We start from the raw sequence: 14,360 nt of genomic DNA, 5'->3' as shown, positions 1-14,360 counted from the left end.
TTCGTAGCGTGGAGTCCTTCGACGCGCCCGCGTCGAGAGACGAGGACGACACTGATGCCGAACCGGAACCCGCGACAGACGGTGCGATCGCGTATCGGGCGGCGCGGCGCTGGCCGCCTGATCTCGGCGGGCCTCGCGGTGCTGCTCACGGGACTCCTGGCCGCGCTGGTCTTCTATCGGGAGCACGACAAGCCGTTCGGGTTCGACACCGCGTGGATGAACGAGGTCGTCGAGCACCGGTCGACGTTCTGGCTGGTGCCGTCGCTGGTGATGAACAGCCTCGGCGGCGGGATCGTCGGCACGATCGTGGTCCCGCTCGTCGTGTTCGCTGCGCTGCTGATCTGGCGGGGTCGGTGGGCGGCGGCGTACTTCGCGATCGCCGCGCCGCTGAGCGGGCTGCTGGTGCAGGTGCTCAAGAACGCGGTCGGGCGTCCGCGGCCGCTGGAGATCCTCGTGAACGCCGACTTCGGCTCGTTCCCCTCCAGCCACAGCGCGAACGCCGCGACGACCGCGGTGGTCCTCGCGATCGTGTTCCCGCTGTGGTGGGTCCGCATCGCCGGCGCCGTGTACACGGTGGCGATGATGCTCAGCCGCACCTATCTCGGTGCGCACTGGATCTCCGACACCGTCGGCGGGCTGCTCCTGGGCGCGGGAGTGGCGCTGATCGTCTAGGCGCCGCTCGCGGTCCAGCTGCACATCGAGCGCGTGTCGTCACCGCCGCCCCTCTGGCGCCGGAGCGCCCGACGGCGGGCCCTCGGCTGACGAACCGTCAGGGCTGAGGCTTCACCACCTCGCCGCGGAGGATCGTCAGGAGGACGACGGCCACGATCGACCCGGAGGCGATCAGGCCCGCGAGCACGACGATCTGGAAGATCCCCGCCGCGACGGGCGAGAGTCCGCCGAAGACGGCGCCGATGAACGCACCGGGCAGGACGACGAGACCGGTGGTCCTCGTCTGGTCGGTCAGCGGGACGAGCCCGGTCCAGGCCGCTTCCCGCGCCAGGCCGATCGTGGCCTGCCGCGGCCGGGCGCCGAGAGCCAGCCAGCCCTCGACCTGGTCCCAGCGGTCGGCGAGCGTCGCGGCCAGCGCTCGGCCGGTGACGGTGGCGACGGTCATCGCGCCGCCGAGGAGGATCCCGCCGACCGCGAGGACGTAGCGGCCAGTGAACAGGACGGCCCCGAGACCGAAGACGATCCCGGCGCTGAGCGCGACGCCGGCCGCCATCGCCGCGGTGACGGCGAGGACCGTGCGCCGGGAGCGTCCGAGGCGGCCGGCCGCGGTGAGCACCGCGGCACCGAACATGACGACCAGGAAGAGCAGGACCCAGCGGATGTCCGCGACGACTCCCGAGAGGATCACCGCGAGCACCCCGAGCTGAACAGCCCCACGGAGGATCGCCAGCGCCGGCCGCGCGAACGAGACGACCCCGAACGCGCGGAGTACGGCCACGGAGACTGCCGCGCAGATCGCGACCGCCGCGACCACGACCGCCGGAGTCAGCTGGTCGATGGGCGTTCCTGAATGACCCAGGTGTTGCCGTCGGGGTCGGTGAAGAAGACGAACGAGTTCCACTCCCCGCCGCGGCCCTCGAGCCGGACCCCGTCCTCGAGATACGACACCGGGCTGACGTCCACGCCGCGCTCGGCGAGTTCGGCACGGGCTGCGTCGATGTCGTCGACGACGAGCTGCAGCCCTTCCAGGCGGGTGGAGCCTGCCTTGAGCTGGATGCTGCTGTGCGAGCCGGGCGGGGTGAGCTGCACGATGCGCATCTCGTCGCTGATCCGCACGTCGAGGTCGAGGTGGAACCCGACCTGGTCGGCGTAGAACGCTTTCGCCCGGTCGACGTCCCCGACGCTGACGGGCACGACTTCGAGATTCCACTGCACAGGACAGCCTTTCGCAAGGGTGGCGGACGAGGTAGCGGGCGTCGCCGTCCAGTGTGTCCGGTAGGACCCCCGCCGGGCAATCGGGTCAGCTGGCCGCGATCGTCCCGGTTAGCAGCAGCCCGGACAGGACGAGGGCGAGGGCGACGCGGTACGCGACGAAGACGCCGAAGCCGTGGCCCGCGACGAAGCGCAGCAGCCACGCGATCGACGCGTACGCGACCACGAAGGAGACGACGGTGGCGACGAGCGTGGGGATCCAGCCGACGCTCGCGCTGACCTCGGACGCGGCGGTCGCCGCTTCGTAGGCTCCGGCGGCGGTGAGCGCGGGGATGGAGAGGTAAAACGCGAACTTCGTCGCGGTCACTCGATCGAGCCCGCGGAACAGGCCTCCACTGATGGTCGCTCCGGAGCGAGAGACGCCGGGGATCAGCGCGATGCACTGCACGAGGCCGATGATGACCGCGTCCTTCCGGGTGATCGCGCGGCGATCCTTGGCCTGGGCGCCGACGCGTTCGGCGACGAGCATCACGACGCTCCAGCCGAGCAACGCGGCGACGACCACCCACAAATTGCGCAGGCCGCCGCTGATGAGGTCCTTGCCGAGGAACCCGATGATCCCGATCGGGATCGATCCGAGGATCACGTACCAGGCGATCCGGTAGTTCGTCCGCTTGCGCTGCGGGAGTGCCGCAGCCCGACGAACCACGCGACAGCGAGCTCGGCGATGTCCTTCCGGAAGTACAGGAGCACGGCGGCGATCGCGCCGATCTGGATGATCGCGGTGAACGCGGTCACCCCGACGTCGTCGACCTTCAGGCCCATCAGCTTCTCGGCGATGGTGAGGTGCCCGGTGCTGGAGACCGGGAGGAACTCGGTCAGCCCCTCGATGACGCCGAGGATGATCGCCTGGAAGATGTCCATCGAGTCCGTTCTGGTCGGGGAGGAGTCGCGAGGGTTCCCGCGAGCGCTTCCGAGAGTAGGGATCGCGACGGCCGTGCTCGGCCGGAAACCGGGCCGCTGTGTGCATCTTCAACGACCCCGGCGAACACCCCAGCATCCGGCACCGCAGGCTCCTCGAGCATGACGGGATGACGCACCTCGCCGCCCCGCGCCGAACACCGCCCTTCGACCTCGCGGCAGTGTTCTCGCCGGCCGCTACGGCGCCTCCACGGTGCCCGAGGCGACGGCGCTGTTCTGGATCCTCAAGGTGCTGACCACCGGGATGGGCGAGACGGCGTCGGACTTCCTCGCGACCGCGTTCGACCCGGTGATCGTGGTCGGCCTGACCGAGCTCGCGTTTCTCGCGGCCCTCGCCCTGCAGTTCGCGGTCCGCCGGTACATCCCCTGGGTCTACTGGCTGGCCGTGCTGATGGTGAGCGTCTTCGGCACGATGGCCGCCGACGTGCTGCACGTGGTCGCCGACGTCCCCTACCTCGTCTCCACTCTCGGGTTCGCGGCGGCTCTCGCCGCGGTCTTCGCCGTGTGGTGGCGGGTGGAGCGGACGCTGTCGATCCACTCGATCACGACACCGCGCCGGGCCCTTTTCTACTGGCTCGCCGTCTCCGGGACGTTCGCACTCGGCACGGCCGCCGGTGACCTGACCGCGACGACCCTCGGGTTCGGCTACCTGCCCTCCGCCGTCCTGTTCGCGGCGATCATCGCGGTGCCGGCCCTCGCGCACCGGTTCACGGGGAGGAACGCGGTCCTCGCGTTCTGGTCCGCCTACGTCGTCACCCGGCCGCTCGGGGCGTCGGTCTGCGACTGGCTCGCGGATCCGGTGCGCCGCAGCAGGCTCGGGCTGGGTACGGGACCCGTCACTCTGACGGCCCTGGCGGTGTTCCTGCTGCTGGTCGCCGTGATCGCGGCCGGCCGTCGACCGCGCGCGGCCGTCCCGGCGCCGACCGTCTGACGTCCGCGGTCAGGCGGCGTCGCGGCGGGCACGGTTCCTCTGCCGCCAGTAGGTGAGGGCGATGCCGGCGAGGCTGAGAACGACGATGCCGACGAGGACGATGTCGATGTACTTCCCGACGAAGTCCGCGACGCCGGGGATCCGGGCGAGGAAGAAGCCGAGCAGGATGACGCCGGTGGACCAGACGGCCGCCCCGAGGGCGTTGAAGCCGACGAAGTGCGCGTAGTGCATCCTTCCGACGCCGGCGGCGACGGGGGCGAAGGTGCGCACGACCGGGACGAAGCGGGCGATGGTGACCGCCCATCCGCCGAAGCGGTCGAAGAACGACTGGGTGCGGGCGACGCTCGAGCGGCTGAACAGGCCGCTGTCCTTGCGCTCGAAGATCCGCGGGCCGGTCTCGCGGCCGATGACGAACCCCAGCTGATCGCCGAGGAAGGCGGACCCGGCGACCATCAGGATCACGACCGGCACCGGGAGGGAGACCACACCGGTCGCGACGAAGACACCGGTGGAAAGGAGGGTGTCGCCGGGGAGGAAGAACCCGATCAGCAGGCCCGTCTCGACGAACGCGATCAGGCAGACCAGGGCGATCGCCCAGGGTCCGGCGCCGTCGAGGAGGGATTGGGGTCGATCATCGGTTCTCCTTGCGAGAGGTCTGGTCGGGCGGCGTCACGGGGAGGCGGACCTCCACGCCGAGCCCGCTCGGTACGAGGTTGCGGATCGTGAACGTTCCGCCGGCGGCTCGGCTGAGCCCGGCGACGATCGCGAGGCCCAGGCCGGCACCGCCCTCGCGGGAGCGGGCGGCGTCCGGGCGGGTGAAGCGGTCGGTCGCGATGGCGAGGAACGCGTCGGGGACGCCTGGGCCGTCGTCGTCGACGGAGAGGGACGATCTCGTCGGCGCGCTCGACGAGGGTCGCGGTGACGCTGCCGCCGTCCGGGGTGGCGGTGACGGCGTTGGCGAGCAGGTTGTCCAGGATCCGGCCGAAGTCGGTCAGGGGCCAGGTAGCGGGCTGTGGCGATCGAGGCGGGGGCGACGAAGTCGATCGCGAGATCCCGGTCGCGAGCGAGCATCCGGGCGCGGTCGACGCTGTAGGCGACCTCCTCGCGCAGGGCCGCCGAGGAGGCGTCGCCGGTGACGGTGCCGGCGTCGATCCTCGACAGGATCAGCAGCCCGTCGGTCAAGGACTGGAGGCGGTCGATCGAGCGGCGGGCGTCGACGACGTCGGCGTAGAGCGCCGCTGGATCGTCGCGGACCCGCTCGGCGAGCTCGAGGCGGGTGCGGAGGGCGGCGAGCGGTGCGCAGCTCGTGACTCGCGTCGGCGACGAGCCGTCGCTCCCGGTCCGCGGACTCCCGCAGATCCTCGATCAGCGCGTTCAGGGTCGCGGCGAGGTCGGAGAGCCCGTCGCGGGCCGGTCCGACGGGGAACAGCTCGGTGGAGCGGCCGTGGCGTAGCCGGTCGGCGATGGCGCGCATGCGGCCGACGGGGCGCAGGGCGAGGCCGACCAGGGAGCCAGGAGGTGGCGGCGAACGCGACGAAGAGGATCGCGAGGGCGATCAGCAGGGTGGTGCTGACGCCGCCGACGACGGCCTCGGCGGTGTCGCGGCTCTCCTCGATCAGCGCCTGCGATGCACCCGAGCGGACCAGCTCGATGGTGGAGGCATCGAGGATGTGATCGAGCTGCTCACGCACGACGATCGCGACGATCCCGAAGAACAGCATCGCGACCAGCAGGCTCGACACCGTGATCCGCACCCGGATCGACAGGGACCGCCAGCTCACGGCTTCACCCCGAGCCGGTAGCCCGCACCCCGACGGGTGAGGATCTGGACCGACGCGCCGCCCGCGGCCAGCTTGCGGCGGAGGTAGCTGACGTACTGCTCCGCGATGTTGTGGTCCACGAAGTCCGCCGACCCCCACACCTCGAGCAGGATCTCCTCCGCGGCACGAAGTCCCCGGCACGCGCCGCGAGCGCGCGGAGGACTCCGAACTCCTTTGGACTCAGCGGCAGGACGGCGCCGTCGATCGTCGCGGAGTGGGCGTGCAGGTCCATGCGCAGGTTCCCGATCATGACCGGCGCGCGATTCGTGAGGTGCTCTCTGCGGATCATGGCTCGTAGGCAGCGGAGAGCTCCTCGAAGTGGAACGGCTTGGCGAGGTAGTCGTCGGCGGCGCCTGCGTCGAGCACGCGCGGTCCTGCAGGGCGTCTCGGGCGGTGAGCATGATCACCGGGAGAGTGGCACCGGCCGCGCAGGTGCCGGCGTTTCGAAGCCGCTCATTCCGGGGAGCATCACGTCGAGAACCGCGGCGGCGTAGTCCGCGTCGCGCGCCGCGTTCAGCGCGTCGACCCCGTTCGAGAACAGGGCGACGTCGTAGCCGTCGCCGGTGAGACCCCGCCGATGAGCTCGCCCATCTCGACGTCGTCTTCGACGACCATCACCGCGTCACGCATCCCGGCCTCCTACGGTCATGCTCGCACCGGTGGCGCGGCGGAACCGGCCTGCTCCGCGGAGATATGCGGCTTCTCAGCGGTTCGCGCTGCATACAGAGACAGCGCACGTGCACCCCGATCGAGCAGCACGTCCCTGGTGCGCAGACGATCTCCGGATGCGGGCACTGACATGGACGCCGACCTCCGGTCGACGCGGTGCTGTGCGCTGCGCGCATTTTGCCTGGAAGCCTTCGGCAGCATACGGGCCTCCGGCGTCGCGCGGCCGCTGCGCGGCCGGCTCCTCCGAGGTTCTCGACACGCGGTCGCTGCGCTCCCTCACATCGCGCCGACAACCTCTCCTCCTCCGCCCTCCGGGTTGCGCTCCCACCTCCGACCCTGCTCGGCACTCCACGTGCCTTCCAGGCAAAAAACGCTGGGAGAGAGGAAGAACGACCGAGCCAGACCACCCCCGCTGGCTTGACAAACCTGATTGAGAATCACGGCAAAAAACGATGAGGAAGAGAAGGAACATGCAGCAGATCACCACCGTCAGCACCTTCGTCCCGGCCGCGAACGAAGACGGGATGCAAAGCCAGTTGCGCCGGATCGCGGAGCGCGACGTCGACCTCTCGGGCATGGCACGCAACGGGTGGGCGCTCGCTCACACCGCCACGATTCCCGGCCCCGAGGGCGTCATGTTCGTGGACACCCTTACCGCTCCGAGCAGCACTGACCCGCCCACCACCACCGAGAAGGAACCCACGATGACCGACACGATCAGCACCGCACCCGCCCCAGGAGCCGACCCTCCTCGACGCGATGGCAGAGTTCGCATCCGTGTTCAGCGGAGACACCGCCGTCGACGTGGCCCCGCGCCTCAACTGCGCGGAGGTCGACGCGCTGGCCGGACTCCTGCGAGCATTCGGACGAGACGAGGCCGCGGACCTGTGGATCGCGGAGCACGCGACCGATGACGACGAGGGCGACGCCCACACCCCGGAAGGAATCCAGCGATGAACGAGCCGGACAACACCGAAGCCGTCACGACGTACCTCGCTGCCGATGCTGGCTACAGCGAAGCGGTCGCCACGTTCCTCGCCGCCGCTGACGCTTACGCCGCAGCTCGCAAGCGTGGACGTCGCGAGGGCGATCGCGCCGACCCTCTCCTGCGCGAAGGTGACCGTAATCGCTCAGATGCTCGAGAAGGCCGGTCATAATGCGGCCGTCGACTGGTGGCTCTTGATTCACTCCACGCAGGGTGACCTCGACGAGGTGGACGCCCACGCGGACTACTGGACGAAGGAGGGCCCGTGGCTCTGACCGTCTACTCGAAGCCGTCGTGCGTGCAGTGCACCATGACCTACCGGGTGCTCGAGAAGAAGGGCATCGAGTACACGACCGTCGACATCACGACGAACCCCGCCGCGCTCGCGTACATCACCGAGGAGCTGGGCTACTCCGCCGCCCCGGTGGTCGTCGCGAGCGACGAGGACCACTGGTCGGGCTTCCGCCCCGACCTCGTCGAAGCACGCAGCGTGACCGGCCCGGACGTCACCGGCGACGACTACCGGGCCGGGTACCTCGCCGGGCGCGCAGACCGTCAAGGGCGAGGTCGACTGGTTGGAGAACGAGGCCGATCGGTACCACCGCCTCGCCTACGGCGACGGCGGCGTCTCCCGAGCGTCGCCGTCACGCGCGCCGAGCTCGAACAGCGCAGGGCGCTGTCCGAGCCGCCCGTCGAGGCCTCCCGACGCGACGCTCGCGTCCTGGGGCATCGAGGCGCCCCCACCGACACCCCCGCGGCCGACGCCGCGAACGAGATCCCGCCGACGTCGACGGGACGACCCACGAACCGCACGAGCAGGAGACGACAGATGAGCACCAGGACGATCACCGGGAACCTCGCCACCGACCCCGAGGCCGTGCAGGCGGGCCGCGTGCAGATCGTGAAGCTGCGCGTGATCGAGAACACCGGCGAGTTCCGCGGAGGAGTGGACCGCGACGAGGCCCCGACGACGCACTTCGTGGAAGCGAAGTTCGAGCTGGGCGAGCACGTGCTCGCCTCCTCCCACAAGGGCGACGGCGTGATTGTCGTAGGTTACGAGCACACTGTCGCCTGGGGTGAGGGAGAGAACCGCCGCACCGGCCGAGTGATCGAGGCCGACGCGATCGGCCCCAACCTCACCCGCGCGACCGCCGTCGTCACGACGGCCGCGCAGCGCACCCCGCGCCGCAGCGCCGCTCCCGCGGCCGAGTAGATCGAGAGAAGCGATGGTGTACGACTCCCTCCTCCCCAACGTCCTCGTTGTGATGGCCCCTGCCCTCTTCATCACCGGCGCCGTGCTGCTGGCGCGCATCCCGAACCGGCACCTGCCGATCCAGAACCGGAAGTCCGCGCGCGACTTCGTGCGCGTCTATGTCACCTTCGAGGTCGGCCTCGGCTTCCTGATCGCCTCCATGTGGGTCGACGGCACCAACTGGCTTCCCGGCCGCATCTTCGCGACCGTCGCCTACGTCGCACTGCTGGTGGTCCAGGTGCCGGTGCAGCGCAGGATCCTCCGCGTCGCGACCGAGCGCGAGAGCGCCGCGCGCACCGCAGCGGAGTAGTCCCTACTCCGATCCGCCGTCGACCCGGAGCACGTACAAAATGACGTGATCCTCCGGGATCGCCGCGCGCACTTCCGCGATCGCCGCGGAGCTCGTCGCCGCGCTGCTGCGCACCACCGTCGATGCCGATTCCGCGCGCGTCCGGTGTGCCAGCTCCCACATGCTCCCTCGTCGCACCCGACGCCGACACCGGCCGCTCGAGCGGGGGCCGGCGCCGCCGGCCCGTGAGGGGCGACCCCCTCACACTCCCCGGCATCCCGTTCGGGGCGCGACTCCGCACGCGCAGCGGCGACGGAGCACCGCGAATCGGAGGCCGCGATGCGGCCCATTCTCCGCGTTTCTTCACCTCTCCGCGGTTTCAACCTATTTCGCTCCATCGGCTCCGTGCCACCGCTATCGGACGCGCCCTGCGGGCTTATTTCGCCCGATAGCGGCGTCACTGCGCCGCCTCCACTCAAACGGTTTTCCCCGCCGGAGAGGCAAAGAAAAACGATCAGCCAGAGGGAGCACCCACACCATGCAGACCAGCACCGTTCCGCAGACCACGGCAGAGACCTACCTCACCCTCGCGAACACTCGCGCGGTCAGCGTCCGCGTCGAGGGCACCGACCCGAAGACCACGCCGTCCGTGCTCGTCACCCGCCGCCCCTCGGGGACGTGGGAGGCGTGGCACTCCGACGAGCTGCACGGCTTCACCAGCGGCTCGTTCCGCGTGTGCGTCATGTACGCCGCCGCGCCGCGATCCGCCGTCACGCCTAGACCGTCACCCGCTGAGAGGAACAGACCATGATCCGCACCGACACCGGCCGCGCCACCTCGGCCCAGCTCGACCTCATCCTCACTACGCGCCGCGACGAGTCCGACGAGGACGCCGCCGCCACGGACGCCGAGATCCTCGCGCACGTCCGCAACACCCTCACCCTGCCCGGGCAGGGCACCCCAGGCGGGTTCCCCGTCATAGATGACGGCACCGACCACGCGGCCGCGCTGATCGCGTTCCTCAGCCCCGCCGCGAACGCGGAGCGCGATGCTTGCCACGATCGAGAGCCTGCACCAGCAGGTATGGGCCGCGGCCCCGGTCCTCACGGTCGAGACCGTGACCGATGACGGCGAGACCTACCAGGCACTCCGTTGCCCCGTCTGCGCCCGGCTCGTCAGCGACGGGGAGAGCTTCGCGCCGTGGATGTCTCGACCCGTTGGAGCAGTGCGGAGCCGGACGTCGAGAACCGCCGGATGGACGTGACCGCGGGGATCGACTACAGCAGCACGCTCTACTACGTCCACTGGACCGGCGAGGCGCACGCCGTCGTCCCGCCCGAGGGCTGGTCGGAGAGCTGGCTCTGACCCAGCGGGGCGGGACCGGCCTTCGGGCCGGCCGCGTGGGGCGACCCCCGCTCCCCGGTGTTCCCCTCCGGGGGCAGCGAGCTTCCGCTCGCGCAGCGGCGACGGAGCGCCGCAGCGGGAGCCGCTGCGCGGCGCGATTCCAGGTTTTTCTTCACCTCTCGCGGTTTCCAACCTATCTCGCTCCGCCGGCTGCGTGCCGTCCTCTCGGACGCGGTCGCACGCTCCCTTATTTCGCCCGAGAGAGCCGTCACTCCGCCGGCTCCACTCAATTGGTTTCATCCCGCCGGAGAGGCAAAGAAAAACGATCAGGAAGACGACAAAAGCCCCGTAGTTGGACTAGAACCACGGGACTCGTCACCTTCATGGTCGCACACCGATTGAGGAGAAACCATCGTGACTATCACCACCGGAACCGGGACCATGCAGCACGTCGCACCCGCGGACCTCATTATTGAGGCGAACGTGCGCACCAGCGCCCCGGTCACACCCGAGTTCATCGCGAACATCCGTGAGAACGGCGTCATCACCCCCTGTTCTCGCCCGCCGGGACGAGCACGGGAACGTCATCGTCCGCGCCGGACAGCGCCGCACCCTCGCCGCCCGTGAGGCCGGAGTCGCCAGCATCCCCGTGTACGTCGTGGAGGGCGACGAGACGACCGCCGACCGGATCGTGCAGCAGATCATCGAGAACGACCAGCGCGCCGAACTCTCGACCGCGGACCGCACCGCCGCGTGGGCGCAACTCTCCTTCGAGGGCGTGTCCGCCGCGTCGATCGCCAAGCGCACGGGTACCAAGACCGCGACCGTGAAGAAGGGCCTGGCCGTCGCGGAGTCCGCGACGGTCGCATCCGTTCTCCATGAGCACGAGCTGACTCTGGATCAGGCCGCGGTGCTGTTGGAGTTCGAGGAGGACGAGCAGACCCGCGGACAGCTGATCAAGGTCGCGACCACCGATCCCGCCCAGTTCGTCCACACCGCGCAGCGCGCCCGCGACGAGCGAGCCCGCGCACAGGTCAAGGCCGCCGCGGAGGCCGAGCTGACCGCCCGCGGGTTCGCGATCCTCGACAGCGAGGTCTACTACGGCGACACCAGCCACACCAGCATCCGCGACCTCCGCAAGGAGGACGGCTCCCGCGTGGACGCCGCCGACATCGAGAACGTCGAGGGACGCGCCGCCTACGTCCGGGTCGTGTTCACCGGCAAGAGCGCCGATGTCAGCTACTACCTCTCCGACCCCCGCGCCGCGGGCTTCCGCAAGGAGGGCGGAAACACCGCCGGACCGGACTCGACGAGCAGAAGGCCGAGCGTCGCATCCTCATCTCCTGCAACAAGGCGTGGAACGCGGCCGAGACGGTGCGCCGCGAGTGGATCGCCTCGTTCCTCTCCCGCAAGAACCTCCCGAAGGACGCGGACCGGGTGATCGCCCTGGGCCTCACCGTGCACCGCTTCTCGGTGTCCTCCGGAATGAGCAACGGCAACACGCTCGCGCACACCCTCCTCGGGATCACGCAGCCCTCGGCTTCCACGCCGACGCTCTCGGCGCACTGGTCGAGGCGAACCCCGCGAAGGCCCGCCTCGTCGCGCTGGCCGTCGTTCTCGGAGGCGAGGAGGCGAACACGAGCAAGGAGTCGTGGCGCCGCGGCGACGAGCGCGCCGCCGCTCACTTCCGCCAGCTCGCGGCCTGGGGCTACACGCTCTCCCCGGTCGAGCAGGTCGTCACCGGCGACACCACCGCAGCCGACGCCGCGGGCCTCAGCTAGCCCGCTCCGCGGGACCGGCAACCGCCGGTCCCCGCCCTCCCGCCTCGACTTTGCAGAAAGGCCCACCATGACCACCACCACGACTCCCACCGTCGACGTCGACGTGTGGGGACACACCCCGGCGCTGCGCGACGCGCAAGCCGCCGTCGACCCCGCCCACCGCCTCCGGCGACCAGGCCGCAACCGCCGCCGCCGCGCGAGCGCTCATCGTCGCCGCGGCCGCGCACGGCTGGCCACCGCGACCGCTCTCGTCTTCAAGTACGAGGACGACCGGCCCCATCGCCCGAGTCTGGGGACTCTGGCGAGTCCTCGACGCAGACCGGACCGTGCTCCGAGCGTGGGACGACGACCCCGACCCGATGACCGACGAATCCGAGGAGGAGTTGGTCGCCCTCGACCTCATCAGCAACCGCCGCGCGACCCAGGACTACACCGACTTCGGAACCCCCATCGGCTCCACCGTGCTCATGCTCCACACGCTCGCCCTCTGAAAGCGTGTGCGGGTCGACCCGGAACGGGCCGGCCCGCACGAGGAAGCCCCTCGACCCCCCGGTCACGCGCGTGAAACGGCCACCCGCGCTCGAGCGGTGATCAGCGGCGAGGACGTCGCTTGTACGTCTTCCCCGCTCGAATGTCTCCGGTTCTCGATCACACCCACGACCGCGAGACCGACCGCCACGGCCAGGATCAGTGCCCAGCCGAGGACGTTGAACCACTCGCCGGTGAACGCCGCGTATGTCTGCTCGCCGGCGATCGCGAAGAACATCACCGACGCCCCGAACCACACCATGCCGTTCGCGATCAGAGCGGTTCGCGCCAGAGGAGTGCGGGGAGCGGTCATACCGTCAGCGTCCCACGACGGGCCGAGGGCTGTCTTCCTCCCTCTAAACTCCGGGCATGGTCTCGCCACTCGTCCGCAAGATCGTCAACAAGCACGAGCGCGACATCCGCCTCATGCAACGCACCCTCTTCACCGACGCCGGCGAGCGGATCACCTCACGGCCCGGGCTCACCGACGCCCAGCTGCACGAGCTCGCACGCGCGCGCACGACAACTCCCACGCCTAAGGGGACGATCCCTGACCAACCGGCGCGCCGAGGTCTCCGTCCTCTTGGACCGCGGACCCGCCGCGGAACTCGAACCGGACTCCGGCGCCGACCCGACACTCTCCCTGGTCAGCGTGTCCGTGAAGGGCCTCAACCTCCTCGTCGGCAACTCGGAGATCCTCGAACCCGACGAGTACACCGCTCCAGGCGCAAGCCGTCGTAGGGGAGCAATGGGCGACCCGCCTCTACGCAGCTGGCGCCCTGTCGGGCAACAACGACAAGCGGCTCTCCACCTTCTACTTCTACGTCTTCACCGACCACGACGGACGAGCCGTTGACAAACCGACCGACTGGTCGCTGCAGCTCACGCTTGTATAGGACGCGCATGCGGAACTAGCTCAATCGAGCTTGAACTTCATTGGCATCGAGCAACGCTCGACCCCCACCGAGCATTGGGCGAGAAACCCCAGTTTTCGTAAAAGGTAAGTGTAGTGAAAGAAACTAGCGCATATATCTCGAAAGCTCGTTCGTGTACGAAGTCAACGGGAAGCATTACTCCTGCTCTACCCGCTCGCTCATACATAAACGTGTGAATACCCAAAGCCTCGCCATGGGCAATTGCCGAGAGTTCCGAGTATCGAGCGCGCCCGAGGTTCTGGCATAAACTTCCGCCATCGTCGCTGCCATCTCGGTGTACCCAGGGCGTTTTCGAACGGAGCCCCAAAGTTCAGTCAGGTCCATCTCGTACTCATTGAGGACTTCTTGCAATGGTCTGACGTTGCCGTCCAGGTCGGATAGTTTGCTATCCGGACTGCGCTTGAGTGAATCTCGCAGTTCCTGCGAATGGGCGGCAAGCCATCGTGACACTAAATCTCTTGCGTCGTCGGCGGAAATGATCCACCATGCGCGCGCATAAGATTCCAGCGAACCACGCACCAGAGTGGCAAGTGCAAAATTGCTTCGCCCTGACGCCAAAATGTCCGCGGCAGCTCGCGCGTGGTCAAGTCCAGCCAAGAGGCCATAGAACACTGATTCTTGAGCGCCATAGACAAATCGACGCGAGACCAAGGGCGCTTTTCGATGTGCTTCAGCGCGAGAATCGACTGCAGGACCCGCCACCCAGGCGGCAATCACCCTCCTGCGCTGCCTCTATCAACTTCTGGAGGCTTATAGCAATTTCGGCGCGGCAAGCAGGGTCAATTGGCGTGCGCTTTGACTGTGCGTGCGGCATGCTTTGACCATAGACTCGCTAGAGCAGGAGTCCTTGAAATTTGGCCTACTTCACGTCGTCGCGGGCAAAAGACCCGCCGTCGATTGTGAAATTGTCTAAAGTCCAGGTGCGGAGACGATCGACCCACTCTGCCGCCTCCTCGTGGTT

General features: G+C 69.0%; 22 protein-coding genes and 1 pseudogene. 13 read left to right on the top strand and 10 right to left on the bottom strand.

The window, feature by feature from the left end; all coding sequences use genetic code 11:
* Positions 1–54: 54 nt before the first annotated feature.
* Positions 55–672 (top strand): phosphatase PAP2 family protein, encoded by a 618-nt coding sequence (locus tag AC0CII_RS24625; RefSeq protein ID WP_465231171.1) that lies wholly within the window; start codon positions 55–57, stop codon positions 670–672.
* Positions 673–769: 97 nt separating this feature from the next.
* Here the strand turns inward: AC0CII_RS24625 and AC0CII_RS24620 are convergent, their stop codons facing one another.
* The 4 genes from AC0CII_RS24620 to AC0CII_RS24605 form a co-directional block, all read right to left on the bottom strand.
* The gene (locus AC0CII_RS24620; protein WP_465231170.1) at positions 770–1,486 is read right to left on the bottom strand and encodes an ABC transporter permease; all 717 of its coding nucleotides are present in this window, start codon (positions 1,484–1,486) and stop codon (positions 770–772) included.
* Between the two features lie 11 nt (positions 1,487–1,497).
* Positions 1,498–1,866 carry a VOC family protein gene (locus tag AC0CII_RS24615; protein ID WP_465228271.1) on the bottom strand — a complete coding sequence of 123 codons (369 nt, stop codon included), beginning with the start codon at positions 1,864–1,866 and terminating at the stop codon, positions 1,498–1,500.
* 106 nt (positions 1,867–1,972) lie between these two features.
* The gene (locus tag AC0CII_RS24610; protein ID WP_465231169.1) at positions 1,973–2,530 is read right to left on the bottom strand and encodes an undecaprenyl-diphosphate phosphatase; all 558 of its coding nucleotides are present in this window, start codon (positions 2,528–2,530) and stop codon (positions 1,973–1,975) included.
* Positions 2,527–2,808, bottom strand: coding sequence for an undecaprenyl-diphosphate phosphatase (locus tag AC0CII_RS24605; RefSeq protein WP_465231168.1), 282 nt, complete (start codon positions 2,806–2,808; stop codon positions 2,527–2,529). The genes AC0CII_RS24610 and AC0CII_RS24605 overlap by 4 nt, the downstream gene beginning before the upstream one ends.
* 250 nt (positions 2,809–3,058) lie before the next feature.
* On the opposite strand from AC0CII_RS24605, the gene AC0CII_RS24600 reads away from it, so the two are divergent.
* Positions 3,059–3,796: a COG4705 family protein gene (locus tag AC0CII_RS24600; protein WP_465231167.1), complete on the top strand. Its 738-nt coding sequence runs from the start codon at positions 3,059–3,061 to the stop codon at positions 3,794–3,796.
* A gap of 9 nt (positions 3,797–3,805) precedes the next feature.
* On the opposite strand, the gene AC0CII_RS24595 is transcribed toward AC0CII_RS24600, so the two are convergent.
* The 4 genes from AC0CII_RS24595 to AC0CII_RS24580 all read right to left on the bottom strand — a co-directional run bounded on the left by AC0CII_RS24595 (position 3,806) and on the right by AC0CII_RS24580 (position 6,017).
* Positions 3,806–4,342 (bottom strand): DedA family protein, encoded by a 537-nt coding sequence (locus AC0CII_RS24595; protein WP_465231323.1) that lies wholly within the window; start codon positions 4,340–4,342, stop codon positions 3,806–3,808.
* 85 nt (positions 4,343–4,427) lie between these two features.
* Positions 4,428–4,631, bottom strand: coding sequence for an ATP-binding protein (locus AC0CII_RS24590; RefSeq protein ID WP_465231322.1), 204 nt, complete (start codon positions 4,629–4,631; stop codon positions 4,428–4,430).
* A 343-nt stretch (positions 4,632–4,974) separates the two neighbouring features.
* Positions 4,975–5,577, bottom strand: coding sequence for a hypothetical protein (locus AC0CII_RS24585; protein ID WP_465231166.1), 603 nt, complete (start codon positions 5,575–5,577; stop codon positions 4,975–4,977).
* Positions 5,574–6,017 (bottom strand): winged helix-turn-helix domain-containing protein, encoded by a 444-nt coding sequence (locus tag AC0CII_RS24580; protein WP_465231165.1) that lies wholly within the window; start codon positions 6,015–6,017, stop codon positions 5,574–5,576. The genes AC0CII_RS24585 and AC0CII_RS24580 overlap by 4 nt, the downstream gene beginning before the upstream one ends.
* 1,027 nt (positions 6,018–7,044) lie before the next feature.
* Between AC0CII_RS24580 and AC0CII_RS24575 the strand changes: the two genes are divergently transcribed.
* From AC0CII_RS24575 to AC0CII_RS24560, 4 genes and pseudogenes are all read left to right on the top strand, one after another.
* Positions 7,045–7,242, top strand: coding sequence for a hypothetical protein (locus tag AC0CII_RS24575; RefSeq protein ID WP_465231164.1), 198 nt, complete (start codon positions 7,045–7,047; stop codon positions 7,240–7,242).
* A gap of 159 nt (positions 7,243–7,401) precedes the next feature.
* A complete protein-coding gene (locus AC0CII_RS24570; protein WP_465231163.1) occupies positions 7,402–7,545 on the top strand; it encodes a hypothetical protein in 144 nt (47 codons plus the stop codon).
* Positions 7,536–7,751, top strand: a pseudogene (nrdH, locus tag AC0CII_RS24565) (glutaredoxin-like protein NrdH); the annotation flags it as partial. The gene AC0CII_RS24570 and the pseudogene nrdH, both read left to right, overlap by 10 nt.
* A 745-nt stretch (positions 7,752–8,496) precedes the next feature.
* Positions 8,497–8,832: a hypothetical protein gene (locus AC0CII_RS24560; protein ID WP_465228281.1), complete on the top strand. Its 336-nt coding sequence runs from the start codon at positions 8,497–8,499 to the stop codon at positions 8,830–8,832.
* Between the two features lie 3 nt (positions 8,833–8,835).
* Here the strand turns inward: AC0CII_RS24560 and AC0CII_RS24555 are convergent, their stop codons facing one another.
* Positions 8,836–8,994 (bottom strand): hypothetical protein, encoded by a 159-nt coding sequence (locus AC0CII_RS24555; RefSeq protein ID WP_465228282.1) that lies wholly within the window; start codon positions 8,992–8,994, stop codon positions 8,836–8,838.
* A 355-nt stretch (positions 8,995–9,349) separates the two neighbouring features.
* Between AC0CII_RS24555 and AC0CII_RS24550 the strand changes: the two genes are divergently transcribed.
* The 6 genes from AC0CII_RS24550 to AC0CII_RS24525 all read left to right on the top strand — a co-directional run bounded on the left by AC0CII_RS24550 (position 9,350) and on the right by AC0CII_RS24525 (position 12,427).
* A complete protein-coding gene (locus tag AC0CII_RS24550) occupies positions 9,350–9,622 on the top strand; it encodes a hypothetical protein (RefSeq protein ID WP_465231162.1) in 273 nt (90 codons plus the stop codon).
* Complete coding sequence (locus tag AC0CII_RS24545) at positions 9,619–9,939, top strand: hypothetical protein (RefSeq protein ID WP_465231161.1); 321 nt, start codon at positions 9,619–9,621, stop codon at positions 9,937–9,939. The genes AC0CII_RS24550 and AC0CII_RS24545 overlap by 4 nt, the downstream gene beginning before the upstream one ends.
* Positions 9,940–10,011: 72 nt before the next feature.
* Positions 10,012–10,176 (top strand): hypothetical protein, encoded by a 165-nt coding sequence (locus AC0CII_RS24540; protein ID WP_465231160.1) that lies wholly within the window; start codon positions 10,012–10,014, stop codon positions 10,174–10,176.
* 508 nt (positions 10,177–10,684) lie between these two features.
* Positions 10,685–11,596, top strand: a complete 912-nt coding sequence (locus tag AC0CII_RS24535; RefSeq protein ID WP_465231159.1) for a ParB/RepB/Spo0J family partition protein — start codon at positions 10,685–10,687, stop codon at positions 11,594–11,596.
* On the top strand, positions 11,541–11,936 hold the full coding sequence (locus AC0CII_RS24530) for a hypothetical protein (protein ID WP_465231158.1): 396 nt from the start codon (positions 11,541–11,543) through the stop codon (positions 11,934–11,936). The genes AC0CII_RS24535 and AC0CII_RS24530 overlap by 56 nt, the downstream gene beginning before the upstream one ends.
* A gap of 359 nt (positions 11,937–12,295) precedes the next feature.
* The gene (locus AC0CII_RS24525) at positions 12,296–12,427 is read left to right on the top strand and encodes a hypothetical protein (RefSeq protein WP_465231157.1); all 132 of its coding nucleotides are present in this window, start codon (positions 12,296–12,298) and stop codon (positions 12,425–12,427) included.
* A 62-nt stretch (positions 12,428–12,489) separates the two neighbouring features.
* On the opposite strand, the gene AC0CII_RS24520 is transcribed toward AC0CII_RS24525, so the two are convergent.
* Positions 12,490–12,705, bottom strand: coding sequence for a hypothetical protein (locus AC0CII_RS24520; RefSeq protein WP_465231156.1), 216 nt, complete (start codon positions 12,703–12,705; stop codon positions 12,490–12,492).
* Positions 12,706–13,116: 411 nt separating this feature from the next.
* On the opposite strand from AC0CII_RS24520, the gene AC0CII_RS24515 reads away from it, so the two are divergent.
* The gene (locus AC0CII_RS24515; RefSeq protein WP_465231155.1) at positions 13,117–13,320 is read left to right on the top strand and encodes a hypothetical protein; all 204 of its coding nucleotides are present in this window, start codon (positions 13,117–13,119) and stop codon (positions 13,318–13,320) included.
* The last annotated feature ends 1,040 nt before the right edge of the window (positions 13,321–14,360 follow it).

The sequence above is a fragment of the Rathayibacter sp. AC182 genome (genome assembly GCF_979253875.1).
This window is presented reverse-complemented; position numbering and strand designations above follow the sequence as displayed.